Genomic DNA, 24135 nt, shown 5'->3' with positions numbered 1-24135 from the left:
GGCATTGTGAGGCCGGTGTCGAGCCTACTGCGGCGGCGGCCCGCTGTCGTTCCCGGATTCCTGCTGCGGCGGGTCGACGGCCTCGAGCTTGGCGAGCGCCTCGCGCAGCGCGTCCGCTTCGTCCTTGCCGACCTGCTCGACGAAGTGCACGAGCGCGGCGGCGCGGCTGCCCGCGGCGTCGGCCTGCTGCAACGCGTCGACCATGAGGCTGGCCACGAGTTCGTCCCTGGTGTGCACCGGGGCGTACCGGTGCGCCCGGTCGTCCCGGCGCTGCACGACGAGGTTCTTCTTCGCCAGCCGCTGCAGCACCGTCATGACGGTGGTGTAGGCGAGCTCGCGGCGCGCGGCCAAGGCCTCGTGCACCTGCCGTACCGTCTGCGGTTCGTCGGCCGACCACAACTGGTCCATGACCGCTTTCTCGAGTTCACCCAGACCTGCCATCCCTCGATTCTAGGGACTCAACGACACGAAGGCGTACTACAGGGTGTCGTAACCAAGGAATAACTGGTGTGGGATCGATCACCCGGGGTACGCGTCGGTCTTCGCCGGGATGTCGGCGCCCGGCTTGCCGTGCACGTGCCTGGTGCCGATCGGCACCACGAGCGGCCGGCCGGACATCGGGTCGTCCAGCACCGTGGCCTCCAGCCGGAAGACCTCGCGCAGCAGCTCGGGGGTGACGATCTCGGCGGGGGCGCCCTGCGCCACGATCCGGCCCGCGGCCATCACCACCAGCCGATCGCTGTAGCGGATCGCGAGGTTCAGGTCGTGCAGCACCATGACCACGGTGCGGCCGAAGTCGTCGTGCAGCCGGTCCACCAGGTCGAGCACCTCGAGCGAGTGCGCGAGGTCGAGGTAGGTGGTCGGCTCGTCGAGCAGCAGGATGTCGGTGCCCTGGGCCAGCGCCATGGAGATCCAGGCGCGCTGGCGCTGGCCGCCGGAGAGCTCGTCGAGCGGGCGGTCGGCGAGGTCGGCGATGCCGGTCTGGGCGAGCGCGACGGCGACCGCGTCCTCGTCGCCTGCCGACCACTGCTGGATCCAGGACTGGTGCGGGTGCCGCCCGCGCGCCACCAGGTCGGCGACGGTGAGCCCCTCCGGGGCGATCGGGGTCTGCGGCAGCATGCCGACGATCCGCGCGACGTCCTTCGTGCGCATGGCCGAGATGGCCTTGCCGTCCAGCACCACCTGCCCGGCGCTCGGCCGCAGCAGCCGCCCCAGCGAGCGCAGCAGCGTCGACTTGCCGCAGCCGTTCGGCCCGATCACGGTGGTGACGACACCGGGCGCGATCTCCAGGCTCAGCCCGTCGACGATCACCCGATCGCCGTACCCGAGGGTGACCGCCTCGGCGGTGAGGTGGTGTTCAGCGCTGGTCATGAGACGGTGGCCTTCCGATTCATCCGCACGAGCAACAACAGCAGGAACGGCCCGCCCAGCGCCGCCGTCACGATGCCGACCGGCAGGTCGACCGGGACCAGGGTGCGGGCCACGATGTCCGAGCCGACCACCAGGATCGCGCCGGCCAGCGCCGAGGCGAGCACCGGCTCGCCGGGGGTGCGCAGCAGCCTGCGGGCCAGCTGCGGCGCGGCCAGCGCGACGAAGCCGATCGGCCCGGCGACGGCGGTGGCCATCGCCGCCGCCAGCACCGCGACGCCGATCAGCAGCGCCTGCTGCGCCTGGATCCGGACGCCGAGGCCGCGGGTGGTCTCGGCGTCCATCCGCAGCACCGCGAGGGTGCGCGCGGAGCCGGCGGCGACGACCAGCAGCACGCCGGTGACGATCGCGACCGGGACCAGCTTGCCGGTGTCGGTATTGCTCACCGAGCCGGTGAGCCAGAGCTGCGCCCGCGTCGCCACCTCCAGGTCGGCGCGGGTCAGCATGAAGCTGATCGCCGAGAGCAGGAAGGCATTGACGCCGATGCCGATGAGCACCAGCCGCAGCCCGGTGGCGCCGCGCTCGCCCGCGGCGCTGCGCCCCCAGGCGAGCAGGTAGATGGCGACGGCGGTGAGCAGCCCGCCCGCCAGCGCCGCCAGCGGCGTGCCGAGCGTGGCGAGCAGCCCGGTGGCGCCGCCGGTGCCGACCACGACCGCCACCGCCCCGAGCCCCGCACCCGAGGTGATGCCGAGGATGTCCGGGCTGGCCAGCGGGTTGTGCAGGATCGACTGGGAGAGCGCGCCCGCAAGCCCGAGCGCCGCGCCGACCACCACCGCGGTGAGCGCGCGCGGCAGCCGGGAGTCGAGAACGATGAAGCGCTGCGAGCGGGTGCCGCCCCCGGACAGCACGTCGAGCACCCGGCCCAGCGGCAGCGTGGTCTCGCCGACCGCGATGTCCAGGCAGAACAGCACCAGCAGCAGCACGCTCAGCGCCAAGACGGTGAGCAGCAGCGCGGGCCGGACGACCGTGGAGAAGCGCCTGGCACGCAGCGGCCTGCGCACCGCGCGCAGGTTCCGCTTCGCCAGCTTCGGGTCGTGCGGTGCGGAGATGCTCACAGGCTCACCAGCTTCCGGCGCCGGACCAGCAGGACGAAGAAGGGCGCGCCGACCGCCGCCAGCATCACGCCGACCTGGAGCTCGCCGGGCCGGGCCACCACCCGGCCCAGGATATCGGCGGTGAGCAGCACCAGCGCGCCGAGCAGCCCGGACCAGGGCAGCAGCAGCCGGTAGTCCGGCCCGGTGAAGACCCGCGCCAGATGCGGCACCACCAGGCCGAGGAAGGAGATCGGCCCGACCGCCGCGGTGGCCGCGCCGCAGAGCACCACCACCGCGGCGAAGCCGAGCGCGCGGTTGCGGGTGACGTCGACGCCGAGCCCGCGCGCGACGTCGTCGCCCAGGCTCAGCAGGTTCAGCCCCGGCGCGGCGATCGCGGCCAGCACCAGCCCGGCCAGCAGGAAGGGGGCGACCTGCCAGAAGACCTCGGCGTCCCGGCCCGCCACGGTGCCGACCACCCAGAAGCGGTAGGTGTCGAGCGCGGTGGCGTCCAGGAGGACCACGGCATTCGTCATGGCCTGCAGGAAGGCGGTCATGGCCGCCCCGGCCAGCACCAGGGTGAGCGGGCTCGCGCCGCCCGCCGAGGAGGCGGCGAAGACCGCGAGCCCGGCCAGCAGCGCACCCGCGAAGGCGAACCAGATGTACTGCTCCGGCGCGGTGAAGGCGAAGAGGTAGACGGCGAGCGCGGCCAGGAAGGCGGCGCCCGCGTTCAGTCCGAGCAGCCCGGCGTCGGCCAGCGGATTGCGGGTGTAGCCCTGCACCAGCGCGCCCGCGACGCCGAGCGCGCAGCCGGCGAAGAGCGCGAGCACCGTGCGCGGGAAGCGCAGCCCGCGCACGATCTCGGCCTCGGTGGAGCCCGCCGGGCAGCTGAACGGGCCGCCGGGGCAGGTGAGTGCGTCCCGGACCGCGCGATACACCGTGAGCGGGTCGAGGAAGCGGGTGCCGACCGCGATGCCTGCGACGGCGGCGACCGCGAGCAGGGCGAGCAGGACCAGGAGGCCGGTGCGGCGGCGCCGTGCGAGGGAGGGGAGTCCGGTCACGGCGAAAATTCTCTCCTGCTTCAACGGTGGTGCAAGTACCGACAAGTCTGGTAAGCCTAACCTATCTTTGAGATACGCCCAGTTTCCGGAGCCCGCTTGTCGCCGGGTTCGCGCCGAGGAGGTCCGATGACCGAGATCATGTCCGACCGCTGCCTGTCCGACGGTCTTCGGAGTGCGGGGCTGCGGCGCAGGGAGATCGGCTTCGAGCAGTGGACGCCCGGTAGCCCGCGGCGGCCGGAGCAGGCGTTCGCGCGGGTCGGGAACCGGCTGCGCGCACTGCAACCCGAACACCCGCGGGTCTACGCCGTCGCCGCCATGGCCGATCAGGGCAAGCGGCGGTGGTGGCGGCTGGCCGACGGGCTCCGGGAGGGGCGGATCGAGGTCATGTACCGGCGGCACGCCGCGGAGATGGTGAGCAGCGAGGTCGCGGCCGAGGTGGTGGCGACGGCGCTGATCCACGCGGTGGTGGGGCGGGTGACCGCGGCGCTGGTCGCCGATGAGCGGGCCTGGGATCCCGGGCTGGAGAACCTGTGGATCCACACCGACAACGACGGCGGGATCGACTGGGCCGGGCTCTCCGACACCACGATCCGGGTGCTGGACGGGGATCGGATCGCCCGGGAGTCCGGCGCGATCGCGCTGCCCTGCGAGGAGGCCATGTTCCTGTGGCTGGCGCATCGCTGCGAGCCCGCGCTGGAGCTGGTGCTGGATGCGCTGAGCACCTGCGCCGGGCTGACCCCGCGCCGGTTCTGGGCGCTGGTCGGCGAATCGATCGCGGGGGCGGCGACCTACGTCCCCGCGCTGGCCGGGACCGATCCCGCGCTCGGTGCTCGCCGCGGCCACGGTTTCCTGCACGCCCTCGAAGGTCGCGGCCTTCCGCTGCGCCGCAGCATCGGCTGCCTGGTGCGCTGACCGGCCGGAGCCGACTTCCCTCCCGTCCGGCCGGGTCACGGGTGTTCGTCGTGCGCGAGAGAAGGTCGTTCGATCGGTGGGCGCACGGGGAGCGTGCTACCGGATCGGCTTCTTGGCGCATTGTGCCACTAACGACAGAACCCGGTGACCCGACCCGGGCGACCTTCGCGCTCACCGAACTCGCCCCTCGAGGCCGAGCCCGGTCGCTACGGCGTCGCGCCCTTTCCGCCCGAGGGCTCGGCTCGAACCACGGGGTTTGACGCACTATGACACGTGAGACATAGTGGGCCATATCTCCCGGATGACCGGCAATCGGAGTCCTTCCGGGGCCGATCCCGATACCAGGAGCAGAGAACTCGTGAGCCGAAAGATTGTCCTGATCACCGGAGGCAGCGACGGCATCGGCGCCGCCGCGGCTCGCCACGCCGTCGGCCAGGGCCACCAGGTCGTGATCACCGGTCACCAAGCCGCCAAGGCGAAGGAGATCGGGGAGGAACTCGGCATCGATTATCACGTCGCGGACTATTCGGAACTCGACCAGGTCCGCGCACTCGGAGAGACGCTACTGTCCAGGTACCCGCGCATCGACGTGCTGGCCAACAACGCCGGTGGACTTATGGGCCCGCGCGAACTCACCGTCGACGGCAACGAGCGGACCTTCCAGGTCAACCACCTCGGTTCGTTCCTGCTCACCACGATCCTGCTGCCCACCCTGACCGCGAGCTCGGCGAAGGTGATCCAGACCGCGAGCGTCGGTGCGAAGGCGTTCGGCCATATCGACCTCGACGATCTGCAGAACGCTCGCAAGTACTCTCCGATGAAGGCGTACGGCAATTCCAAGCTCGCCAATATCCTGTTCACCCGCGAACTCGATCGCCGCTACCGCGCCGCCGGAATCTCCGCGGCCGCATTCCACCCCGGCAACGTGTCCAGCAGCTTCGGCAGCTACTCCAAGAGCCCCATCGGTTTCATCTACCGAGCCCTCAAGTGGTCGTTGATCTCTCCGGAAAAGGGAGCCGACACCCTCAACTGGCTCATCGCCGAAGAGCCCGGCGCCACCTGGGAACCCGGGCAGTACTACACCAAGCGCAAGCCCGCCGACACCAACCCCCAGGCCGACGACGCGCGACTCGCGAGCCAGCTGTGGGATCGCAGCGCGGAGCTGGTCTCCTGATACCGCGCGGTCTCGAGTCGGATCCGGGGCGGCACGTGCTCGCGTGCCGCCCCGTGCGGATGTCGATTCGAGAAGCGCAGTCGCTCAGATCAGCCGCTCGCTGAGTTCCCACAGGCGCAGCGCCGATTCGGGATCGACGGCATAACCGGCGACGTTGGTGTACGCGCCGGTCGGTTCGTCGCCGTCACCGATCGGGGTCGCGTCCGGCTCCACCGGCGCGATATCGTTGTCGGCCAGGTAGACACCGCCGATTCCGTCCAGTAGCGGGGTGGTGGCCGCGAAGATCTGCGTGGCGGCGCCCTGTGCGGGTGTCTTCAGGTCTCGGCTCGGATCGATGACGAGTTCGTCGTTCTCATCGACCATCTTCATCGCCCGCCGTTCGTCGAGAGTCATCGCGGAACCCAGCGATGTCGAGATGATGTGGCCCGGATGTACGGCGTACCCGCGGATACCGTCGCCGGACCACCTCCGATCGAGTTCGACGGCGAACAGCGCGATGGCTGTCTTGGACTGACCGTAGGCTGCTCGCTCGTCGTATTCGGTCTCGAAATGCGGGTCGTGCCACCGGATGTCGGACAGGTGATGTCCCCAGGCCGATACCCCGACCACGCGCGCACCCTCAGCGGCGAGCAGCGCGGGCAGCAACTCGTTGGTCAGCTGGAAGTGCCCCAGGTGATTGGTGGCGAACTGAGCCTCGTATCCGCGGGCGTCGCGAATGTGCTTCCCGCCGCCGATGCCGGCGTTGTTGATCAGCATGTGCAGGGGACGCCCGGAACGGCGATAGCGGTCGGCGAACCGCCGGACGGAGCCGGGGTCCATGAGGTCGAGAGCCCACGCCTTCACGCGGTCCAGGCCAGCATATGAGGACGAGGCCGCCGCGGGATCGCGGCACGCGACCACGACCTCGGCGCCCGCGAGGGCCAGGGCGCGGGTGGTTTCGAGCCCCAGCCCCTTGTGGCCGCCGGTGACGACGGCGGTGCGCCCGTTCAAGTCGATACCGGCCAGAACGTCGGCGGCGGTGGACGCCGCGCCGAAACCCGACCCGATCGGACGTTGTCTGTCGATGACGTTCATTGGCCCGCCTGAATGGTCTGTCTGCGTTCGTCGAAAGGCGTTACGGTCAACGGTGCGCCGGACTCTCCAGCGGAATCCAGACGCGGCGGCCGTCCGCGCGGCGAGTGACACGCCCACCGCGCCCGCCGGGGAAATGAGCACCCCAACCCACCGCGCCCGTGCGTTCCATCTCCTCGGCGACCGAGTGGCGAGCGCGAGTGGCTTCCCCGTGGTCCTCGTCCGCCTTGTCCGTCCAGCCGTCCTCGACCAGCAGCACCGGATGGTGCGCGGTGTCGCCCAGCAACAGCACGGGGCCGTCGTCGGTGTCGACATCGACGATGCAGTTGCCCGGGGTATGCCCGGGCAGGAGCCGCAGTGCGATCGCGTCCGCGATCTCGCACCGGTCGCCATCGTTGACGTTCAACAGGTCCGATACCGCTCGGACCGTGTTCTCGACCCCGGCCGTCGCCGGGCCGGAACCGCCGCCACCACCCAGGATCCAGTCGAGGTCCGCGCGGTGGCAATGGTGGGCGGCCGCGGGGAACAGGGGAACGCCCTGCGGCGCGACCCACCCGACGTGATCGCTGTGCAGGTGGGTCAGCACCACGTCCGTCACGTCTTCGGGCGCCAGGCCGAATCGGCTCAGCGATCCGAGCAGACGACCGGTGTGCAGGTTCCGCACCGGAGCATCGGACTGCTCGCCGAGATCGTCCGGGATGCCGGGGCCGAGGCCGGCGTCGACGATGATTCGACGCTGCCCGGTGCACAGGAGGAAGCCGCCGAGGGGCATCGCCCACCCGGTCTCGTCGAACCACGGCGGGGCAGCGGCCCACCCCGGCGCGGCCCCCGCCGGCGGTTCCAGTAACAGACTCGGCTCGATCGCGACCAGCGCGTCATCGAGGTAGTCGATTTTATCGATCGTCACGGATGTCCTCAGGATGGCCGGGTCGGGGTTCAGCTCGGCAGGCCGACGAGCTCGGCGCTGCGCTCCCACAGGGTGCGGGCCACCGCGGGGTCCCAGGCCTGAGAATTGGTCTTCGCGCCCTTGCGCTTGACGTAGTACTTGCCCGTCTCCCAGTCCGTGCGCGGCGTGGAGTCGATCAACCAGTTGAGCGTGTCGGCGCCCTTCTCCGAGGAGATGAGTGTGGGCCGGGCCAGTTTGTAGATGGCCGTGATCAACGCACTGCCGGTGCCGTTGCCGAAATTGCTGGCCACGTTGCCGGGATGGAATGCGGCGGCCGATATGCCCTGGTCGCGGTACCGCCGATCGAGTTCGGCGGTGAACAGGATGTTCTCCAGCTTCGAGGTGCCGTAGGCGGTCAGCGCCGTGTACCTGCGTTCGTTCTGCAGGTCGTCGAAGTTCACCTTGCCGACCCGCGCGCCGACGCTCGCGGTCTGGATGACCGAGGCGGAGCTCTCGATCAGAGTGGGCAGCAGGATATTGGTGAGCAGGAAACCGCCGAGGTGGTTGACCTGGAATGTCTTCTCGTAGCCGTCCGCGGTCACGATGCGATCCCCGAGGATCCCACCCGCGTTGTTGGCAAGAACATCGATTCTCGGATACGTGGCGCGCAGGGTCTCGCCGAGTGCGCGTACCTGGTCGAGTTCGGCGTAGTCGGCGATGTGGTGGTCGATGTCGAGTTCGGAGGCCACCGACCTGGTCTTGACCGGGTCGCGCCCCACGATCACCACCTGATGCCCCTGCGCGACCGCGTGCCGCGCCGCGGCGGCGCCGATGCCGTCGCTCCCGCCGGTGATCAACACGGTCTTGTTACCCATGATTCAGCTCCACATCGTCGTTTGGGCCGTGACTCACTGTGCCATGCATGGCACAGCATACCAAATATGGCATCGAGGGGCGCTGGAGCGTGCGGGCCGGATAATGCAAACCGCCGCGCATCGGCGTCGTACGCCACATCTGACGTAGTCCGAAGCCGGAAGGCTGCCACCGAAATACCCGTTCTCGGCGATTTATCCGGCCGCGGCGGGTCGGCGATCGATCAATGGCGAGCACGCCGGATCCCGAGGGCGCGCAGCTTCGCCGGGGGTGCGGGGCACCGGCTGGTGGTCGGCGAGCCGGAGCAGGTGGCAGCCGGGATCGCGGAGGGGTCGAGTTCGGTGCCGCTGAACGAAAAGGGGCGGCGGGCTCCGTCGAAACGGAACCCGCCGCACCGGGATCGGGGTCACCGCAGCCCTCGGGACTCACTCGATCCTTCTGCACTCGATCCGAGCGCTGTTATGACTATAGGGCAGGCTTACCTAAGTACGCAATCCCCCCGTCGAGAATAGGCCGGGCGTGGTGTAAACGTGGAGGTCATGAGCGCACCCGGATTCTCCCTGGCCGACCTGACCCCGGAATTCATGAACGAGGCCAGCAAGGGCTACTTCACCGACTTCATCGGGCTGCGCTTCACCGAGATCTCGCCGGACCGGGTGCGCGCCGAGTGGAGCGTCACGCCGAGCCTGCACCAGCCCGCCGGGATCCAGAACGGCGGCGTCTACTGCACCGTGGTGGAGACGCTGGCCAGCGTGGGCGGCGGGGTCTGGCTGGCCGAGCGCGGCACCGTCGTCGGGGTGAACAACAACACCGACTTCCTGCGCGCGGTGCGCGAGGGGCTGCTGCGCGGCGAGGCGACGCCGGTGCACCGGGGGCGGTCGCAGCAGCTGTGGGTGGTGGTGATCACCGACGAGCAGGAGCGGGTGGTGGCGCGCGGGCAGGTCAGGCTGCAGAACCTGGCGGGGTGATCCCGCGCGCGGCACCGTGTGCTGCCGCGGAGCAGCGCCGAGTTCCGGCCGGGCATTAGGCGTGGTCTCGTGTGAGAATGGCCGTTCGTTCATCCCGCGACCGGTCAGGAGTCACCATGCGCCTCTCGCCGCACGAGCAGGAGCGGCTGCTGCTGAGCTACGCGGCCGAGCTGGCCCGCCGCAGGCAGGCCCGCGGGTTGCGGCTCAACCACCCGGAGGCGATCGCGCTGATCACCGACCACGTGCTGGAGGGCGCCCGCGACGGCCGCACCGTCGCCGAGCTCATGACCTCCGGGCGCACCGTGCTCACCCGCGCCGACGTCATGGACGGCGTGCCGGAGATGATCCACGACGTCCAGGTGGAGGCCACCTTCCCGGACGGCACCAAGCTGGTCACCGTGCACCGGCCGATCGGATGAGCGGCGTGATTCCCGGCGAGTACCTCTGTGCCGACGGCGATATCGAGCTGAACGCGGGCGCGGTCCGCATCGAGCTCACCGTGCTGAACACCGGCGACCGCCCGGTGCAGGTCGGCAGCCACGTGCACTTCCCGCAGGCCAATGCCGCGCTGGAGTTCGACCGCGGCGCCGCGCACGGCCACCGCCTCGACATTCCGGCCGGCACCGCCGTGCGCTTCGAACCCGGGCTGCCGCAGGACGTCTCGCTGGTTCCGCTCGGCGGCACCCGCGAGGTGCACGGCATCAGCCTCGATCCCCCCGGACACCTGGACGGCCCCCGATGAGCGAACTGAGCCGTGAGCGCTACGCGCAGCTCTTCGGCCCCACCACCGGCGACCGCATCCGGCTCGCCGACACCGACCTGCTGATCGAGATCACCGACGACCTGAGCGGCGGCCCCGGCCGCGCCGGGGACGAGGCGGTCTTCGGCGGCGGCAAGGTGCTGCGCGAGTCCATGGGGCAGTCCCGCGCCACCCGCGCCGACGGGGCGCCGGACACCGTGATCACCGGGGTCGTCGTGGTCGACCACTGGGGGATCGTCAAGGCCGACGTGGGGATCAGGGACGGCCGGATCGTCGCGCTCGGCAAGGCGGGCAACCCCGACACCATGAGCGGCGTGCACCCCGACCTGGTGGTCGGGCCGAGCACCGAGATCATCGCGGGCAACGGTCGCATCCTCACCGCGGGCGCCATCGACTGCCACGTGCACCTCATCTGCCCGCAGCTGCTTCCCGAGGCGCTCGGCGGCGGCATCACCACGCTGATCGGCGGCGGCACCGGCCCGGCCGAGGGCAGCAAGGCCACCACCGTCACGCCCGGCGCCTGGCACCTGGCCCGGATGCTGGAGGCCACCGATTCCTGGCCGGTGAACGTGGTGCTGCTCGGCAAGGGCAATACCGTGAACCCCGAGGCCATGTGGGAGCAGCTGCGCGCCGGGGCGGCTGGCTTCAAGCTGCACGAGGACTGGGGCTCCACCCCGGCCGCCATCGATGCCTGCCTGCGCGTCGCCGATGCCTCCGGCGCCCAGGTCGCGCTGCACTCGGACACCCTGAACGAGGCCGGGTTCGTCGAGGACACGCTCGCCGCCATCGCCGGGCGCGGCATCCACGCCTACCACACCGAGGGCGCGGGCGGCGGGCACGCGCCGGACATCATCACCGTCGCCTCGCACCCCAACGTGCTGCCCAGCTCCACCAACCCCACCCGCCCGCACACCGTCAACACCCTGGACGAGCACCTGGACATGCTCATGGTGTGCCACCACCTGAGCCCGTCCATCCCGGAGGACCTGGCCTTTGCGGAGAGCCGGATCCGGCCCTCCACCATCGCCGCCGAGGACCTGCTGCACGATCTCGGCGCCATCTCCATGATCGGCAGCGATTCGCAGGCCATGGGGCGGATCGGCGAGGTGGTCATGCGCACCTGGCAGACCGCGCACGTCATGAAGCGGCGCCGCGGCGCGCTGCCCGGCGACGGGGCCGCCGACAACCTGCGGGTGCGGCGCTACATCGCCAAGTACACGATCTGCCCGGCCGTCGCGCACGGCCTGGATCACGAGATCGGCTCGGTCGAGGTGGGCAAGCTGGCCGACCTGGTGCTCTGGGAGCCCGCCTTCTTCGGGGTGCGGCCGCACGCCGTGCTCAAGGGCGGCGCCATCGCCTGGGCCGCCATGGGCGATGCCAATGCCTCCATCCCGACCCCGCAGCCGGTGCTGCCGCGCCCCATGTTCGGCGCCGCCCCTCCGGTCGCCGCCGCCACCTCGCTGCACTTCGTCAGCGAGCACGCCATCACGGCCGGGCTCGCCTCGAAGATCGACGTGCGGCGGCGGCTCGTCCCCACCGCCGACGTGCGGCGCCGCGGCAAGTCGGACATGCCGCTCAACGACGCCATGCCGCACATCGAGGTCGAGCCGGACACCTTCACCGTGCGGATCGACGGCGAGGTCTGGGCCGAGGAACCCGCCACCGAACTGCCCATGGCGCAGCGTTACTTCCTGTTCTGAGCCGCGGTGGCAGACTGAGCCCATGACGTCGTCGCAATGGGCCGAGGTGGACCGCTACATCGTGGACAACCTGGTGACGGACGAGGTGGGGGCGGCGGCGCTCGGCGCCAATGCCGACGCCGGGCTGCCCGCCATCGATGTGTCGCCGCCGCAGGCCAAGTTCCTGCACCTGCTCGCCCGGACCGCAGGGGCTCGGCGGGTGCTGGAGATCGGGACGCTCGGCGGGTACAGCACGCTGTGGCTGGCGCGGGCCGTCGGGCCGTCCGGGCGGGTGGTCACCTTCGAGTTCTCGCCGGAGCATGCCGCGGTGGCGCGGGAGAACCTGGCGCGGGCCGGGGTCGCCGATCGGGTCGATATCCGAGTCGGGGCGGCGCTGGACAATCTGCCCGGGTTGGCCGACGAGGACGCGGAGCCGTTCGACTTCGTCTTCATCGACGCCGACAAGGTGAACAACTCGAACTACGTGCTCTGGGCGCTGCGGTTGACCCGGCCGGGGTCGGCCATCGTGGTCGACAATGTGGTGCGCAACGGCGGGCTGGCCGACGAGCACTCCGACGATCCCGCCGTGCAGGCGGGGCGGGAGCTGGTCGAGCTGCTCGCCGCCGAGCCGTCGCTGGAGGCGACCATCGTGCAGACGGTGGGGGCGAAGGGGTGGGACGGGTTCGCGTACGCCGTCGTGAACGGGGGCTGATCAGGGGATCAGCACGACCTTGCCGGCGGTGCCGCGCGTCTCCAGTGCTTTGTGCGCCTGTGCCGCCTCGGCGAGCGGGAAGCGGTGGGTGACCGGCCTCCAGCGGTCTTCCCGCCAGGCGGCAAGGGCTCGGGTCTCCAGGACGCGGATGGCGCGTACGGGCGGAACTCCTGTCGTCGAACGGCTTCCGCCCCACCCTGCAACCTCGAGCGAGGTCGAGGTCAAGCCCGCGCGTGCAGTGCGGCGAAACCGTCGCAGAGCGCGTCCAGCCCGCTGCGCAGCACCAGGTCGTTGTCGAGGGCGCCGAGCCCGCGGCCCGCGAGATCGGTCAGCGCGTCCGGCATGTCGGCGACCGGCTCCCCGGTGAGCAGCGCGCGGAGCCGGTCGCGCGGCCCGTCCCGCTCCTCGGTCCGGCGCACCAGCAGCTCGCTGACCAGCGGCAAGGTGCAGCCGGAGATGTAGTTCCAGACCGCGAAGGCCATCCTGGTCGCCTCCGCGGTGTCCACCTCGAGTTCCCCGAACCCCTCCACCAGCCAGGCCAGGCAGCGCAGGCTGTACGGCCCGAAGCTGTAGCGCGGCATGGCGAAGGCCAGCAGCACCCACGGATGGCGCTGGTACAGATCGCGATCCACATCCGCGGCGATGTGCACTCGCTCCCGCCAGCTCCAGCGCGCACCCGCCGGGGGTGCGGGGTAGGGGTTGCGCCGCGACACCTCGTCGGTCATCGCGGCGAGCAGCTCGTCCTTGTTCGCCACGTGCCGGTACAGCGACATGGCACCGACGCCGAGCCGCTCGGCGATCCGCCGCATGGAGAGCGCGTCCAGCCCCTCGGTATCCGCGACGGTGATGGCGGTATCCACGATCGAGGCCCTGGACAACTTGGTTTCGGCCATGCGTACACTGTACCCGGAATGCGTACGGCGTACGCGCGGTTACATCGGCAGACGACGAGCACGAGGAGGCGAGCGGCGATGACGTCCGTGGACGATGCGGTAACGGCGACAGCGACCGGACCGGGGCCGCGCCGCGCCTGGCTCGGCATGGCGGTGCTGCTGCTGCCGGTGCTGCTGGTCTCGATGGACATCTCGGTCCTCTTCCTCGCCATGCCCACGCTCTCCGCCGACCTCGCGCCGTCGGCAGCCCAGCAGCTGTGGATCCTGGACATCTACGGCTTCCTGCTGGCCGGGCTGCTCATCACCATGGGCAACCTGGGCGACCGCATCGGCAGGCGGAACATCCTGCTGGCCGGGTCGGCCGTCTTCGGCATCGGCTCGGTGCTGGCCGCCTTCGCCACCGGCCCGGAGATGCTCATCGCGGCCCGCGCCCTCATGGGCGTCGGCGGCGCGACCCTGCTCCCCTCCAGCCTGGCGCTCATCTCCGCGCTCTTCCCCGACGCCAGGCGCCGCGGCATCGCCATCGGGGTCTGGACAGCGTTCTTCGCGGGCGGCTCCGCGGTGGGCCCCGTGGTCGGCGGCTTCCTGCTGCACCACTTCTGGTGGGGCTCGGTCTTCCTGGTCAACACCCCCGTGCTGCTGGTCCTGCTGGTGGCGGGGCCGTTCCTGCTGCCCGAGCACCGCGCTACCGAGCGCGGGCCGCTCGACCTGCGCAGCGTCGCGCTCTCCATCGGCGGCATCCTGCCGGTCGTGTACGGCGTGAAGCACGCCGCCGCCGAGGGTGTCGACGCCGAGGCCCTGGTCACCGTCATCATCGGCGCGATCCTGCTGGTCCTGTTCGTCCGCAGGCAGCGCCTCCTCGACGATCCCCTGCTCGACCTCCGCCTCTTCGCCAACAAGACCTTCTCGCTCGCCATCGGCGCCAGCCTCACCGGCATGATGTCGCTGGCCGCGCTGAGCTACCTCGCCAGCATCTACCTGCAATCCATCACCGGCCGCGACCCGCTCGCCGCCGCCTGGCTCGGCATCCCCATGGCCGTCGCCGTCTTCGTCTTCTCCATCGGTGGCTCCGGAATCGGCCGTGTGCTCGGCACCCGGGTGGCCTTCGTGCTGGCCCTGCTCGCCTCCGCGGTGGGCAATCTGATGCTGCTCGGCGTCGGCGTGGACGGCGGGGTCTGGTGGTACGTCGCCGGTTCCGCCCTGGCCGGCGTCGGCTACGGCATCGCCTTCACGCTGGTCTCCGACGTGTCGGTCTCCTCGGTCCCGCCCGAGCGCGCGGGTTCGGCCGCGGCCACCTCCGAAACCAGCTTCGAACTGGGGAATGCCTTGGGGCTGGCCTTGCTGGGCTCGCTCGCCACCGCCGTCTTCCGGTCGTCCAGCGGAACGTCGGGCACGCTCGGCGACGAACTCCGCGATGCCGGTTCGGACGCGAGCCGGGTAGCTGTGGTCCAGGACTCCTTCGTCACCGGCATGCACACCGCCACCACTGTCGGCGGTCTGCTCCTCGTGGTGATGGCGGCAGCCACCTGGTTCTTCGCCCCCCGCAAGCAGGTTGTCGCCCCGTAGTCGCCCCTACGCCCGGTCACTACCTGATGGACCACTCCGCTGTTCCGTCCAGGCGGGTGCCGTTGTCGAATCCGGATGTCAGCGAGTCCGGCCACTTGCCGTCCACCCACACGGAGTTGTCGGTCGCGGCCGTTTCGAGAGCGGCGAAGGTCGCGGCTTGGGCACTGAGCAGCGCGGTGAGCGCCGTGATCGCGGCGACGATCGAGGCCGAGTCGCTCGCGGCCTCGCCGGCGATCAGTGCCGCGCCCGCCCAGGAGAAGACACCCGAGGCGATGCCGCCGAGTCCCGTCGTGACGACGATCGTGGCCTTGACGAGGATGCCGAGCAGAGCGCCATAGAACACCAGCCCCGCCCCGGCGGACGCGATCAGAGCTGTAGCCGAATCCTTGGCGACGTCGCCGATGCGCTTGGCGGCCGCGTTGTGTGCGGTGGCCCTGGCTCGATAGGCGAACTGCGCGGAGCCCTGCCATTCCGCCGTCGACCGCAGAACATTGGGATCGACATTGCCGGCAACCTGCGACGCGGCGCCGCGTATGTCGAACCAGTCCTTGGCGCAGACTGCCATGTACACCGGTGCAGCGGCCCCTTCGAGCAGGTCGCGCACGGTGCGCAGGAGCCACTGACAGAATTCGTAGATCTTGTCTCCTGTCCAGCGAATAACATCTGCCATCGCGTCGGACACCCACCAATGACTCGTGCCGGTCCCGACGAAAGTCGGCACCGAGTTCATCGTGGATTCGAGTCCGTCGAGCTTGTTCTCGATCTGAGATATAATCTCTTCGAACTCTGCAATGCTGAAGTCCATTATCTTCCCCCGAATGTCACTGTCGACTACCAGATGTTGTTCAGCCGGTCGGCTTGCGTCCGCTCTTCCTCGTCGTAGATATCGGCAACCTTCCGCAGAATGAGGCCGGTTTCTGTGAAAGCCGCCGCACCCTCTCTGCACCTGGCCGATGCCGACTCCACGACCTTCGAGTGAGCCGACACAATGATCTGGAATATTCCGGCCTCGGTCCGGTTGAACTTCAGCTCGCCGATCGAATCGGATACCGAGGCGAGCGTATCGGACTCTCGTATCCACACTCCCGCCTCGTTGCGCAGGCTGTCGGTGGCCACTCGGATGTGGTCCGCGCTCGGACGTGGAGCCATGGTGAACGTGTCCCCCATCTATCGGGCATTGTTGTCGAGAAAAGCTATCGCCTCTGCTATGAGCCTGTTCGCGCGCTCGAGCGGGTTCGTGGCGTCTGTTCGTGCGGTGCTTTCCCTCGCTGCGGCACGTATTGCTTCGTTCACTGCCGCCGCGATCGTCCCGCCGCTCTGCCCGGCGGCCCACAGAGCGTCGATCGCGCAGTCCGCGAGGGCTCCGTGAGGAGTCAGGGTAACGCTGCCCCGGCCGTGGGCTTGCGCGCTGTCACCGACGATATCCTGGCCGACGGCCGGTGAATCGGAGATACTTCGAGCCAGATCCAAGATCGAGTTCCGCCATCGACCGCCAGCGGCGGCGGAGGTGTCCGCCGGGGCAAGTGTGCTGGCGATCGGCGTAGCCGGAAAGTCGTCCGGTGCGAGGCCACGCAACCGCGCCAGGATCTCCGTATGATTGTCAGTGCTGGAAGCTGCGGCGGCGCGTACCCGCGCGGCGTCGTTCGCTGCTTCGATGACTGCGTGCCGCAATTGCGATGGATCCAGGCGGGTCTGCCACCTGCTGTCGATGTAGATTTCGATGAATTCGGTATTCACGCCCAGGCTCACCGTGACCGATGTCGTCCGGTCGGAGCCGGTCACCGTCCGAGGCTCGGGTTCTGCCATCAGGTTCAGCAGTCGTCGGGTCTCTCGCATGTAGGCATGAAATCGCAGTGCGTCCGCGACCGTATCTCCGCCTGCTCCCGCTCCCGCAACGTCGTTCTCCGTGCTTCCGATATCTCGAGATTTGAAATCGGACACTGGCGTGTTATTCGACGGTGCCGTGTTGCGCATCGGCAGCGGCGCTCGCGAGGCCGAGTTCGATGCCGGTTCGAGCGGTGCTTCGTCCCAGAACTCGTCGGGATCGTCGTAATGGTTGAAGTAGCCGCCGTTCGTCATGAACTTCTCCCGTGGCGATCGCTTCGGCGCATGGCCTCGGTCAAATCGTGTACCCCCTGCACGCGAACGCCGCACCGCGGTCGGTCGGCGGTTCTCACCCTGGCCGATACCGATTACTGTGTCAACCGGTCGCCGGCATCACCGGCGAACGCGGCTGAGGGCGGCGGAGGCCACATCGGCGATCGCCTCTCGAACCCGGTCGATGGAGCCGGGGCCGGCGACGTAATCGATCCAGTACAGGTCCGCGCCGTCGCGAATGACGGCGGAGCCGGAGCCGATGTCGGCAGCGGTGTCTTCCTGGTAGGCGACGCAGGCCGGGCGGCCGAGGCTTTCGGTCTCGCGCAGCGGCCCGCTGGCCGTGGTCGCCTCGCACGCGGCCGCGAGGGCGCGGGAGGCGCGGTCGGCTCCCGAACGCCAAGCGAATCGGCCGTGCGCGAGGAGGCGCACGTGCAGCGATCCGGAGGCGGTGTTCGAGCGCGGGTCGGATCGGTAGTCGCAGGCCGCATCAGGGCCCGAGGAGTAGGTCGCCTCCGGGACGGGGAGGGCCGCGGGCACCCAACGCTCGAATACCGTGACGCCGATCGCCGCGCACAGGTCCGGTGGCGCTGCGGCGGGTTCATCGTCGTCGGCGACCGCATCGAGCACGGTCGGGACCAGCGCAGCTACCACGATGAGCAGGATCGCGACGATCGCGGCGAGAAGACGCCCTCGGGTCCCGAGTTTCGACGGCGACAAAGCTGACTCCTCCGGCTGTCCCCCGCAGTCTGATCGGGCGTCGTCTCCGCTGATCAAGCCTCCGGCCTTCGTGCCATCCTGCACCGTCGGCGGCGACTTCACCAAGTAGTGGTGGGTGCGGCCCGCGCGCGGCAAAGATCCAGCGCCCCTAGGATCAGAAAATGCTCTCGACCCTGCTCGCGCTCGCCGACTCCCGGCTGCCGATCGGCGGGCACGTGCACTCCGGCGGGGTCGAGGAGGCCGTTGCGTCCGGATTGCTCCGTGACGCGGGCACGGTCGAGCGGTACCTGGCCCGGCGCATTCGCACGACCGGCCTGGTCGCCGCCTCGCTGGCGGCCGCGGTCTGCGCCGGAACCCTGACCCCGGCGCGGGCCGAGCTGGAGGCCGACGCCAGGACGCCGTCACCCGCGGCCAGGGATGCGTCGCGAGCCCAGGGCCGCGGCCTGCTCCGGCTCGCGAGCAGACTGCGCCCCGGCCCGGTGTGGGCGGAACTGCCCCCGCGCCCACACCTGTCGACCGTCTTCGGCCTGGTCGGCCGCGAGTACGGCACCACGCCGCGCGAGATCGCGGATGTCGTCGTCTACACGACGCTGACCGGTGCCGCGACCGCCGCGCAGCGCCTGCTCGCGCTGGACCCCGCCGCCGTCGCGGCCACCACCTTCCGCCTCACGGAACTCTGCGACGCGACGGCCGAGGCAGCCGCGCAAGACCTGGCCGCACTCTCCGACCCCCTGCAGGACGTGCTCGCGGAACGTCATCCGCGCCGCGAAATGCCCCTGTTCGCCAGCTGAAAGGACCCCCGGAATGCCCCCGCACCTCATCGACGGTGAACCGCACGACCACACCCACGACCGCCCGAAGCGCGACCGCGTCCCCGGCGAGGCGCTGCGGGTGGGGATCGGCGGGCCGGTGGGGTCGGGGAAGACGGCGCTGGTGGCGGCGCTGTGCAGGCAGCTGAGGGACGAGCTGTCGCTGGCGGTGCTGACGAACGACATCTACACCACCGAGGACGCCGACTTCCTGCGCAGGCACGCGGTGCTGCCGGACGAGCGGATCAACGCGGTGCAGACCGGCGGCTGCCCGCACACCGCCATCCGCGACGACATCACCGCCAATCTCGACGCCATCGACGACCTGGTGGCCGCGAACCCGCCGCTGGATCTGATCCTGGTGGAGTCCGGTGGCGACAACCTCACCGCCACCTTCTCGTCCGGGCTGATCGACGTGCAGATCTTCGTGGTGGACGTCGCGGGCGGCGACAAGGTGCCGCGCAAGGGCGGGCCCGGCGTCACCTTCTCGGATCTGCTGGTGGTGAACAAGACCGACCTGGCCCCGCTGGTCGGCGCCGACCTCGGCGTCATGGAGCGGGACGCCGCCAAGGTGCGGGAGGGGCGGCCGACGGCGCTGATCTCGCTCACCGCGGATCCGGCGGCGACGCCGGTGCTGGCCTGGGTGCGCGAGCAGCTGCGCGCGGTGGCCGAGCGGGACGCCGCCGGGTCGGCGGCGCACTGACGTGCGGACCGTCCTGCGCGTGCTCGCCGCGCCGGGAGTGTCGCCGCGGATCGAGGCGGTGGGCGGGATCGCGGGGCGGCAGACCGGGCCGGACACGGTGCACCTCATCGGCACCGCCGCCACGCCGCTCGGCGGTGACCACCTGGAGCTGAGCGTCGAGGTGCTGCCCGGCGCGCGGCTGCTGCTGCGCTCGGTAGCGGCCATGATCGCGCTGCCGGCGCGCGGGACGCCCGATTCCAGCGCGCACTGGCGGCTCACGGTGGGCGCCGGGGCCGAGCTGGACCTGGATACCGAGCCGACCATCGTGGCGGGCGGTGCGCGGCACCGCGTGGTCACCGAGCTGCGGCTGGCCCCGGACGCCGTCGTGCGGGTCAGGGAGCGGGTGCGGATCGGCAGGGCCGGTGAGGACCACGGCCACTGGACCGGCGGTCTGATCGCGGATATCGAAGGCGCGGAATCGATTCCGCTGCTGCGGCACCGGCTGGAACTGGGGTCGGGGAGCGGCGCCGACGATGCGCTGAGCGCACCGCGCACGCTGGAGAGCGTCCTGCGCTACCCGGACGATCGCCCCGCCGAGACCATCGGGCTCACCGCCGCCCGGCTCCCGCTCGCGGCGGGCGGCAGCCTCTGGACCGAGGTCGGGAAGGTCCGGTCGAGCCGGACGGAAGAATCGCGTCCCGGCGCGGCAGCCGTGGCCGGCGCCTGAGCCGGGCGCGCAGCGCACCCGACGCCTGCGAGGCAGGCAGCCGCGCGCCATCCGCCACGACCATGCCCGAAACGCACGATGCGGCGGCGACCGGAACGAACCCGGCCCCCGCCGCGACGCGCGGTGCACCGAGAACTCCCGGCGCGCCGCCCAGAGCGACTACGCCGGAGCGGGCTCCCCGTACCCCGGCGTCCCGTACCCGATCCCCGCACCGACGGCGGCACCGATCGCCCCGCCGAGCGCGGCGGCGGGCACCGCGATGACGGCCCCGCCGATGGCCCCACCGAGAATCGGCCCGATGAGCAGCCCGATCGGCAGGAACGGCACCCCGGCCAGCAGTCCGGCACCCGCGCCGACCATCACCGAGGCCGAGGTGAGCGGCATCGACAGGTTGGTGGCGACGGTCGCCCCGATGGCGGCCGAGCTGAGCGTCTGCGCCGCCATCTTGTCCGACCGGCTCCGCTCCATCCCGACCGAGTCGTAGAACGTCGCCAGCTGCGCCTCCGCCTGCGCGGCCCCGTCGTTGATCGCGAAGACCTGGTCCGGCGCGAGGAAGCCGGGCGCGTCGACGATGATGTCGCCGATCCGGATCTTCCCCTCCGGCGGCGCGATCGGCGCCACCGCCTCGACCGGGATCGGGCCGTGCGGCGCCCCGGCGGGCGCCAGGTAGCCCTGGTCCGGCAGCGCCCGGTAGAGCGGCGCGTCCACCGGCGCCGCGAAGGGTACGGCGACCGGCGCGGCCCCGCCGGTCAGCTCGCGCAGCGGAGCGGGGAGCTCGGGCAGCGCGATCTGGGCGGGCTGCCCGGCGAAGAGCGCGGCCAGCGGATCGGCCGCGGTGCGCTGCTCGGGCTGGGTCACCGGGTCGGGCGTGCCGGGGTCGGCGTTCGCGGTTCCGGCGCCGACGAGCGCCACGACCAGCGGTAACGCGCCCAGCGCGACCATCGATCCGATCTTCTGCCGCTGTGCGTTGGGCGCCCGGTGCTTCCCCGGTTGTGCCCCCACGATGGCCATACGTCACCTTTCATCCGGCTGGAACGACAAGTCCCGACGTTCCTATTCGGATCCGGACGCGGCGTCGGATGGGTCACACAGCGGGGTGGCTGCTCTCCTGTTTTCCTGGGCGTTCGCCCCCGGCCGGCGCGGTGGCGGAGCCGTCCGCGATGTCCTCGGTGGTGGTGGATTCGGCGAGCGCCGCGTCCAGCGGGACCTGGCTGCCGACGTGGCCGTGGCGCTCGCCGGGCGGGGCGCCGAGCGCGGCGGCGAGCTCGTCCGCCTCCTCCTCGTCGGCGTTCACCGCCTCCAGCGCGAGCCGCGCCATCACCCACTGCTCGGTCGCGGCCATCTGCCCGCGGCTGCGGCCGGAGAAGGTGACGAACCACTGGATCACCGTGACGATCCGGCTGCGGTACCCGATCAGGTAGTAGAGGTGCAGCGCCAGCCAGGCCAGCCAGGCGATGAAGCCGCCGAACTCCAGCTTGCCGACCTGGCACACCGCGCTGAACCGCGAGACGGTGGCCATACTGCCCTTGTTGAGGTACTTGAAGGGCTTGCGCTCGGCGGGCTGCTGCCCGTTCAGCCCGGCCTTGATCTGCTTGGCGGCGTAGGTCGCGCCCTGGATGGCGCCCTGCGCCTGGCCCGGCACGTTCGGCACCGACATCAGGTCGCCGACCACGAAGACGTTCGGGTGGCCCTTGATGGTGAGGTCCGGCTCGACCACCACCCGGCCGGCCCGGTCGGTCTCGGTGCCGTCGGAGCGCTCGGCCAGCATCTTGCCGAGCGGGCTGGCCTGCACGCCCGCCGACCAGACCTTGCAGGACGATTCGATCCGGCGGACCGTGCCGTCCTTGTCCTTCACCGTGACGCCGTTCGCGTCGATATCGGTGACCATGGCGTTGAGCTGCACCTCGACGCCCATGTTCTCCAGCCGGCGGCGGGCCTTGTTGCCCAGCTTCTCGCCCATCGGGCCGAGCACCGCGCCCGCGCCCTCCAGCAGGATGACCCTGGCATCGCGCGGGTCGATGTTCTTGAAGGTGCCCTCCAGCGTGCGGTCGGCCAGCTCGGCGATCTGCCCGGCCAGCTCGACGCCGGTCGGGCCCGCGCCGACCACCACGAAGGTGAGCAGCCGGTCCCGCATCTCCTGCGAGGTGGCCAGTTCGGCGCTCTCGAAGGCGCCGAGGATGCGGCCGCGTAGCTCGAGCGCGTCGTCGATGGTCTTCATGCCGGGCGCGTAGGTGGCGAAGCGATCGTTGCCGAAGTATGACTGCTGCGCGCCGGTGGCGACGATCAGGCTGTCGAACGGGGTCCGGGTGGTCTGGTTGAGCAGCCGCGAGCTGACGGTGTTGTGCTCCAGGTCGATATCGGTGACATCGCCGAGCAGCACCTGCACGTTCTTCTGCTTGCGCAGCACCAGCCGGGTGGCCGGGGCGATCTCGCCGACCGAGAGGATACCGGTCGCCACCTGGTAGAGCAGCGGCTGGAAGAGGTGGGTCGAGGTCTTGGAGATCAGGGTGACGTCCACGTCGGCGCGCTTGAGGTGCTTGGTGCCGAACAGGCCGCCGAACCCGGATCCGATCACGACCACCCGGTGACGAGGGGTCTCCACGGGCTGAGTGCTCATCGTCGTGCTCCTCGGCAGACGGGGGCGCGTGCCCCGGTGTTGCGGACACGCCTACCGTAGTCCGCCGGTGCTGGGCCGTCACGGCGAGCGGCGGCGTGCCCGCGGAACGCCCGTGCCGCGGCACCGATCGGTGCCGCGGCACGGGTAGGTGCGCCGGGAGAGGCCGCGGACTTATCGTCCGGCGAGCAGGATCTTCGCGACCTCGGTGTCGGTGGCGGCGCCGTCGGTGTAACCGCCCTCCTCACCCATGGCGGTCATGATCGCCAGGGTGTAGCGCTCGCCCGGCCCGGCGAAGCCGACCGAGTTGACGACCCAGCCGCCCTGCTCGGCGGACCAGCCGTTCTTCAGGCCGGGGCGCATCCTGTCGCCCGCGCCCCAGACGCCCCAGTGCTGGTTGGAGTCGACCGAGCGCATCCGGTCGAACAGGTAGGCCCGGTCGTCCGGGTGCATCTGGGTGACGATGTTGTCCATCAGCCGATCGAGGTCGGCGGCGGTGCACTTCTGGAACGACCAGTCCGGGAAGAGCGCGGTCTCGGTGGGCTGCGGCACCAGGGTGCTCATGCCGTTGGCCCGGAAGGCGTTGTTGAAGGCCATCCGGTCGAGCCCGGCGTACTTGGTCCACAGCACGTCGGCGGCGTGGTCGTTGGAGGTGGCGAGCATCGACTCCAGCAGCCCGCGGTCCTCCGGCGGCAGCTGGATGGCGCCGACCCTGGCGCGGTTCAGCAGGTCGGCCGCGATGGCCAGCTTGATGGTGGAGGCGGTCCAGACCGACGCTTCGGCGTTCTCGTTGGCGTAGACGCCGCCGGTCACCCGGTCCCGCACCACGTACCCGGTGGTGCCGGGGCGTCCGGCCAGGTAGGCGTTGGCCTTGGCGATCCGGCTGCTCAGATCGGAGTCGAAACCGGCGAGGTTGGCCTGTTCCAGCATCGGGACGGCGGGCGCGGCATGCGCGGCGGAGAGGGAAACCGTACCGCTGGAGACGATGATCGCCGCGGCGGCGAGGGCACAGGCGGATGCGGCCACGCGGGGGACAGACCGGGTGGCGGCCAACTGATGACGCACGGTTGCCCACGATGGCACATCGTCGTCGCGAATGCACGTCCCGCTCCGGCTACCGGTCGGTATGTGCGCGTAACCCGTTGCGGCGCTGCGGTTTCAACGGAAGGCGGCGCGCAGTTCCTCGACGGTTCGCCCGTTCAGCCGGTAGCAGTGCTCGAAAGCCTCGCCGTGCCGATCCCGCGGCCACGCGTGCAGCACGACGCCGCGCCCGAAATGCCGTGAGTTCACCAACTCCCACCGCTCGCCGACGCGGCGGACGGTGAAGCCGCCTTTCGGAAGCAGGGGAACCACCAGCGCAACCATGAGCGCGAGACCAGCCTTTCGAGATACAAGCCCTGTGCATCCCCCCGGACGGTGCCGCTCCTCCCTCGACGCAGCACTGTGGCACAGGGGGCCACCCCGGCCGCGCGACA

General features: G+C 70.6%; 28 protein-coding genes. 11 read left to right on the top strand and 17 right to left on the bottom strand.

Features of this window, described 5'->3' with window-relative positions:
* Positions 1 to 24 precede the first annotated feature (24 nt).
* The 4 genes from NH2_RS25430 to NH2_RS25415 form a co-directional block, all read right to left on the bottom strand.
* Positions 25 to 441 carry a BlaI/MecI/CopY family transcriptional regulator gene (locus tag NH2_RS25430; protein WP_067659561.1) on the bottom strand — a complete coding sequence of 139 codons (417 nt, stop codon included), beginning with the start codon at positions 439 to 441 and terminating at the stop codon, positions 25 to 27.
* Positions 442 to 519: 78 nt separating this feature from the next.
* Positions 520 to 1371, bottom strand: coding sequence for an ABC transporter ATP-binding protein (locus NH2_RS25425; RefSeq protein ID WP_067659558.1), 852 nt, complete (start codon positions 1369 to 1371; stop codon positions 520 to 522).
* The gene (locus NH2_RS25420; RefSeq protein ID WP_067659555.1) at positions 1368 to 2483 is read right to left on the bottom strand and encodes a FecCD family ABC transporter permease; all 1116 of its coding nucleotides are present in this window, start codon (positions 2481 to 2483) and stop codon (positions 1368 to 1370) included. Before NH2_RS25420 ends, NH2_RS25425 begins: the two co-directional genes overlap by 4 nt.
* Complete coding sequence (locus tag NH2_RS25415) at positions 2480 to 3520, bottom strand: FecCD family ABC transporter permease (RefSeq protein ID WP_067659553.1); 1041 nt, start codon at positions 3518 to 3520, stop codon at positions 2480 to 2482. Before NH2_RS25415 ends, NH2_RS25420 begins: the two co-directional genes overlap by 4 nt.
* 126 nt (positions 3521 to 3646) lie before the next feature.
* Here NH2_RS25415 and NH2_RS25410 point away from each other — a divergent pair, with 126 nt between their 5' ends.
* Both NH2_RS25410 and NH2_RS25405 read left to right on the top strand, forming a co-directional pair.
* Positions 3647 to 4432 (top strand): hypothetical protein, encoded by a 786-nt coding sequence (locus tag NH2_RS25410; protein WP_245650757.1) that lies wholly within the window; start codon positions 3647 to 3649, stop codon positions 4430 to 4432.
* A 301-nt stretch (positions 4433 to 4733) separates the two neighbouring features.
* Positions 4734 to 5606 (top strand): SDR family NAD(P)-dependent oxidoreductase, encoded by an 873-nt coding sequence (locus NH2_RS25405; RefSeq protein WP_245650756.1) that lies wholly within the window; start codon positions 4734 to 4736, stop codon positions 5604 to 5606.
* Between the two features lie 84 nt (positions 5607 to 5690).
* On the opposite strand, the gene NH2_RS25400 is transcribed toward NH2_RS25405, so the two are convergent.
* Genes NH2_RS25400 through NH2_RS25390 form a run of 3 tightly spaced genes read right to left on the bottom strand, consistent with a single transcriptional unit; the run spans position 5691 to position 8438 of the window.
* Positions 5691 to 6680, bottom strand: coding sequence for an SDR family NAD(P)-dependent oxidoreductase (locus tag NH2_RS25400; RefSeq protein WP_067659547.1), 990 nt, complete (start codon positions 6678 to 6680; stop codon positions 5691 to 5693).
* 46 nt (positions 6681 to 6726) lie between these two features.
* Positions 6727 to 7584, bottom strand: a complete 858-nt coding sequence (locus NH2_RS25395) for an MBL fold metallo-hydrolase (RefSeq protein ID WP_067659544.1) — start codon at positions 7582 to 7584, stop codon at positions 6727 to 6729.
* 29 nt (positions 7585 to 7613) lie between these two features.
* Positions 7614 to 8438, bottom strand: coding sequence for an SDR family NAD(P)-dependent oxidoreductase (locus tag NH2_RS25390; protein WP_067659541.1), 825 nt, complete (start codon positions 8436 to 8438; stop codon positions 7614 to 7616).
* 582 nt (positions 8439 to 9020) lie between these two features.
* Between NH2_RS25390 and NH2_RS25385 the strand changes: the two genes are divergently transcribed.
* The 5 genes from NH2_RS25385 (at position 9021) to NH2_RS25365 (ending at position 12555) form a co-directional block, all read left to right on the top strand.
* Positions 9021 to 9404: a PaaI family thioesterase gene (locus NH2_RS25385; RefSeq protein ID WP_067659654.1), complete on the top strand. Its 384-nt coding sequence runs from the start codon at positions 9021 to 9023 to the stop codon at positions 9402 to 9404.
* Positions 9405 to 9520: 116 nt separating this feature from the next.
* A complete protein-coding gene (locus NH2_RS25380) occupies positions 9521 to 9823 on the top strand; it encodes an urease subunit gamma (RefSeq protein WP_067659538.1) in 303 nt (100 codons plus the stop codon).
* Positions 9820 to 10146 (top strand): urease subunit beta, encoded by a 327-nt coding sequence (locus NH2_RS25375; RefSeq protein WP_157103968.1) that lies wholly within the window; start codon positions 9820 to 9822, stop codon positions 10144 to 10146. The genes NH2_RS25380 and NH2_RS25375 overlap by 4 nt, the downstream gene beginning before the upstream one ends.
* Complete coding sequence (locus tag NH2_RS25370) at positions 10143 to 11864, top strand: urease subunit alpha (protein WP_067659535.1); 1722 nt, start codon at positions 10143 to 10145, stop codon at positions 11862 to 11864. Before NH2_RS25375 ends, NH2_RS25370 begins: the two co-directional genes overlap by 4 nt.
* A gap of 22 nt (positions 11865 to 11886) precedes the next feature.
* Positions 11887 to 12555, top strand: a complete 669-nt coding sequence (locus tag NH2_RS25365) for an O-methyltransferase (RefSeq protein ID WP_067659532.1) — start codon at positions 11887 to 11889, stop codon at positions 12553 to 12555.
* Here the strand turns inward: NH2_RS25365 and NH2_RS29565 are convergent, their stop codons facing one another.
* Both NH2_RS29565 and NH2_RS25360 read right to left on the bottom strand, forming a co-directional pair.
* Positions 12556 to 12780: a zinc-binding dehydrogenase gene (locus NH2_RS29565; protein ID WP_245650755.1), complete on the bottom strand. Its 225-nt coding sequence runs from the start codon at positions 12778 to 12780 to the stop codon at positions 12556 to 12558.
* On the bottom strand, positions 12777 to 13448 hold the full coding sequence (locus tag NH2_RS25360; protein WP_067659530.1) for a TetR/AcrR family transcriptional regulator: 672 nt from the start codon (positions 13446 to 13448) through the stop codon (positions 12777 to 12779). Before NH2_RS25360 ends, NH2_RS29565 begins: the two co-directional genes overlap by 4 nt.
* A gap of 78 nt (positions 13449 to 13526) precedes the next feature.
* On the opposite strand from NH2_RS25360, the gene NH2_RS25355 reads away from it, so the two are divergent.
* Positions 13527 to 15014 carry an MFS transporter gene (locus tag NH2_RS25355; protein WP_067659527.1) on the top strand — a complete coding sequence of 496 codons (1488 nt, stop codon included), beginning with the start codon at positions 13527 to 13529 and terminating at the stop codon, positions 15012 to 15014.
* Positions 15015 to 15033: 19 nt separating this feature from the next.
* On the opposite strand, the gene NH2_RS25350 is transcribed toward NH2_RS25355, so the two are convergent.
* The 4 genes from NH2_RS25350 to NH2_RS25340 all read right to left on the bottom strand — a co-directional run bounded on the left by NH2_RS25350 (position 15034) and on the right by NH2_RS25340 (position 17828).
* A complete protein-coding gene (locus NH2_RS25350) occupies positions 15034 to 15819 on the bottom strand; it encodes a hypothetical protein (RefSeq protein WP_067659524.1) in 786 nt (261 codons plus the stop codon).
* A 26-nt stretch (positions 15820 to 15845) separates the two neighbouring features.
* Complete coding sequence (locus NH2_RS25345) at positions 15846 to 16130, bottom strand: hypothetical protein (RefSeq protein WP_157103967.1); 285 nt, start codon at positions 16128 to 16130, stop codon at positions 15846 to 15848.
* Between the two features lie 51 nt (positions 16131 to 16181).
* Positions 16182 to 17093, bottom strand: a complete 912-nt coding sequence (locus NH2_RS29055; RefSeq protein ID WP_157103966.1) for a YbaB/EbfC family nucleoid-associated protein — start codon at positions 17091 to 17093, stop codon at positions 16182 to 16184.
* A gap of 138 nt (positions 17094 to 17231) precedes the next feature.
* Positions 17232 to 17828 (bottom strand): hypothetical protein, encoded by a 597-nt coding sequence (locus NH2_RS25340; RefSeq protein WP_067659510.1) that lies wholly within the window; start codon positions 17826 to 17828, stop codon positions 17232 to 17234.
* 161 nt (positions 17829 to 17989) lie between these two features.
* Here NH2_RS25340 and NH2_RS25335 point away from each other — a divergent pair, with 161 nt between their 5' ends.
* The 3 genes from NH2_RS25335 to NH2_RS25325 are packed head-to-tail and all read left to right on the top strand — an operon-like array spanning position 17990 to position 20046.
* Positions 17990 to 18619, top strand: a complete 630-nt coding sequence (locus tag NH2_RS25335) for an urease accessory protein UreF (RefSeq protein ID WP_067659508.1) — start codon at positions 17990 to 17992, stop codon at positions 18617 to 18619.
* 13 nt (positions 18620 to 18632) lie between these two features.
* Positions 18633 to 19340, top strand: a complete 708-nt coding sequence (ureG, locus tag NH2_RS25330; protein WP_067659505.1) for an urease accessory protein UreG — start codon at positions 18633 to 18635, stop codon at positions 19338 to 19340.
* Position 19341: 1 nt separating this feature from the next.
* Positions 19342 to 20046 (top strand): urease accessory protein UreD, encoded by a 705-nt coding sequence (locus tag NH2_RS25325; RefSeq protein WP_067659502.1) that lies wholly within the window; start codon positions 19342 to 19344, stop codon positions 20044 to 20046.
* A gap of 159 nt (positions 20047 to 20205) precedes the next feature.
* Here NH2_RS25325 and NH2_RS25320 read toward each other — a convergent pair whose 3' ends face one another.
* The 4 genes from NH2_RS25320 to NH2_RS25305 all read right to left on the bottom strand — a co-directional run bounded on the left by NH2_RS25320 (position 20206) and on the right by NH2_RS25305 (position 24025).
* A complete protein-coding gene (locus NH2_RS25320; protein ID WP_084505884.1) occupies positions 20206 to 20988 on the bottom strand; it encodes a hypothetical protein in 783 nt (260 codons plus the stop codon).
* 142 nt (positions 20989 to 21130) lie between these two features.
* Positions 21131 to 22663: an NAD(P)/FAD-dependent oxidoreductase gene (locus NH2_RS25315; RefSeq protein ID WP_084505875.1), complete on the bottom strand. Its 1533-nt coding sequence runs from the start codon at positions 22661 to 22663 to the stop codon at positions 21131 to 21133.
* 171 nt (positions 22664 to 22834) lie between these two features.
* Complete coding sequence (locus tag NH2_RS25310) at positions 22835 to 23590, bottom strand: serine hydrolase (RefSeq protein WP_439951785.1); 756 nt, start codon at positions 23588 to 23590, stop codon at positions 22835 to 22837.
* 228 nt (positions 23591 to 23818) lie between these two features.
* On the bottom strand, positions 23819 to 24025 hold the full coding sequence (locus NH2_RS25305) for a hypothetical protein (protein ID WP_067659493.1): 207 nt from the start codon (positions 24023 to 24025) through the stop codon (positions 23819 to 23821).
* Positions 24026 to 24135: the final 110 nt, after the last annotated feature.

Source organism: Nocardia harenae NBRC 108248 (assembly GCF_001612885.1).
Taxonomy (GTDB): Bacteria; Actinomycetota; Actinomycetes; order Mycobacteriales; family Mycobacteriaceae; genus Nocardia; species Nocardia harenae.
Note: the sequence above shows the minus strand (reverse complement) of the source record. Positions and strands in the feature narration are given on the sequence as shown.

Excerpts from the sequence above, each read along its gene's own strand:
- NH2_RS25430 (WP_067659561.1), bottom strand. The coding sequence starts at position 441 with ATGGCAGGTCTGGGTGAACTCGAGAAAGCGGTCATGGACCAGTTGTGG.
- NH2_RS25425 (WP_067659558.1), bottom strand. The coding sequence starts at position 1,371 with ATGACCAGCGCTGAACACCACCTCACCGCCGAGGCGGTCACCCTCGGG.
- NH2_RS25410 (WP_245650757.1), top strand. The coding sequence starts at position 3,647 with ATGACCGAGATCATGTCCGACCGCTGCCTGTCCGACGGTCTTCGGAGT.
- NH2_RS25405 (WP_245650756.1), top strand. The coding sequence starts at position 4,734 with ATGACCGGCAATCGGAGTCCTTCCGGGGCCGATCCCGATACCAGGAGC.
- NH2_RS25400 (WP_067659547.1), bottom strand. The coding sequence starts at position 6,680 with ATGAACGTCATCGACAGACAACGTCCGATCGGGTCGGGTTTCGGCGCG.
- NH2_RS25390 (WP_067659541.1), bottom strand. The coding sequence starts at position 8,438 with ATGGGTAACAAGACCGTGTTGATCACCGGCGGGAGCGACGGCATCGGC.
- NH2_RS25385 (WP_067659654.1), top strand. The coding sequence starts at position 9,021 with ATGAACGAGGCCAGCAAGGGCTACTTCACCGACTTCATCGGGCTGCGC.
- NH2_RS25380 (WP_067659538.1), top strand. The coding sequence starts at position 9,521 with ATGCGCCTCTCGCCGCACGAGCAGGAGCGGCTGCTGCTGAGCTACGCG.
- NH2_RS25375 (WP_157103968.1), top strand. The coding sequence starts at position 9,820 with ATGAGCGGCGTGATTCCCGGCGAGTACCTCTGTGCCGACGGCGATATC.
- NH2_RS25370 (WP_067659535.1), top strand. The coding sequence starts at position 10,143 with ATGAGCGAACTGAGCCGTGAGCGCTACGCGCAGCTCTTCGGCCCCACC.
- NH2_RS25365 (WP_067659532.1), top strand. The coding sequence starts at position 11,887 with ATGACGTCGTCGCAATGGGCCGAGGTGGACCGCTACATCGTGGACAAC.
- NH2_RS25360 (WP_067659530.1), bottom strand. The coding sequence starts at position 13,448 with ATGGCCGAAACCAAGTTGTCCAGGGCCTCGATCGTGGATACCGCCATC.
- NH2_RS25355 (WP_067659527.1), top strand. The coding sequence starts at position 13,527 with ATGACGTCCGTGGACGATGCGGTAACGGCGACAGCGACCGGACCGGGG.
- NH2_RS25350 (WP_067659524.1), bottom strand. The coding sequence starts at position 15,819 with ATGGACTTCAGCATTGCAGAGTTCGAAGAGATTATATCTCAGATCGAG.
- NH2_RS29055 (WP_157103966.1), bottom strand. The coding sequence starts at position 17,093 with ATGACGAACGGCGGCTACTTCAACCATTACGACGATCCCGACGAGTTC.
- NH2_RS25335 (WP_067659508.1), top strand. The coding sequence starts at position 17,990 with ATGCTCTCGACCCTGCTCGCGCTCGCCGACTCCCGGCTGCCGATCGGC.
- ureG (WP_067659505.1), top strand. The coding sequence starts at position 18,633 with ATGCCCCCGCACCTCATCGACGGTGAACCGCACGACCACACCCACGAC.
- NH2_RS25320 (WP_084505884.1), bottom strand. The coding sequence starts at position 20,988 with ATGGTCGCGCTGGGCGCGTTACCGCTGGTCGTGGCGCTCGTCGGCGCC.
- NH2_RS25315 (WP_084505875.1), bottom strand. The coding sequence starts at position 22,663 with ATGAGCACTCAGCCCGTGGAGACCCCTCGTCACCGGGTGGTCGTGATC.
- NH2_RS25310 (WP_439951785.1), bottom strand. The coding sequence starts at position 23,590 with ATGCTGGAACAGGCCAACCTCGCCGGTTTCGACTCCGATCTGAGCAGC.
- NH2_RS25305 (WP_067659493.1), bottom strand. The coding sequence starts at position 24,025 with ATGGTTGCGCTGGTGGTTCCCCTGCTTCCGAAAGGCGGCTTCACCGTC.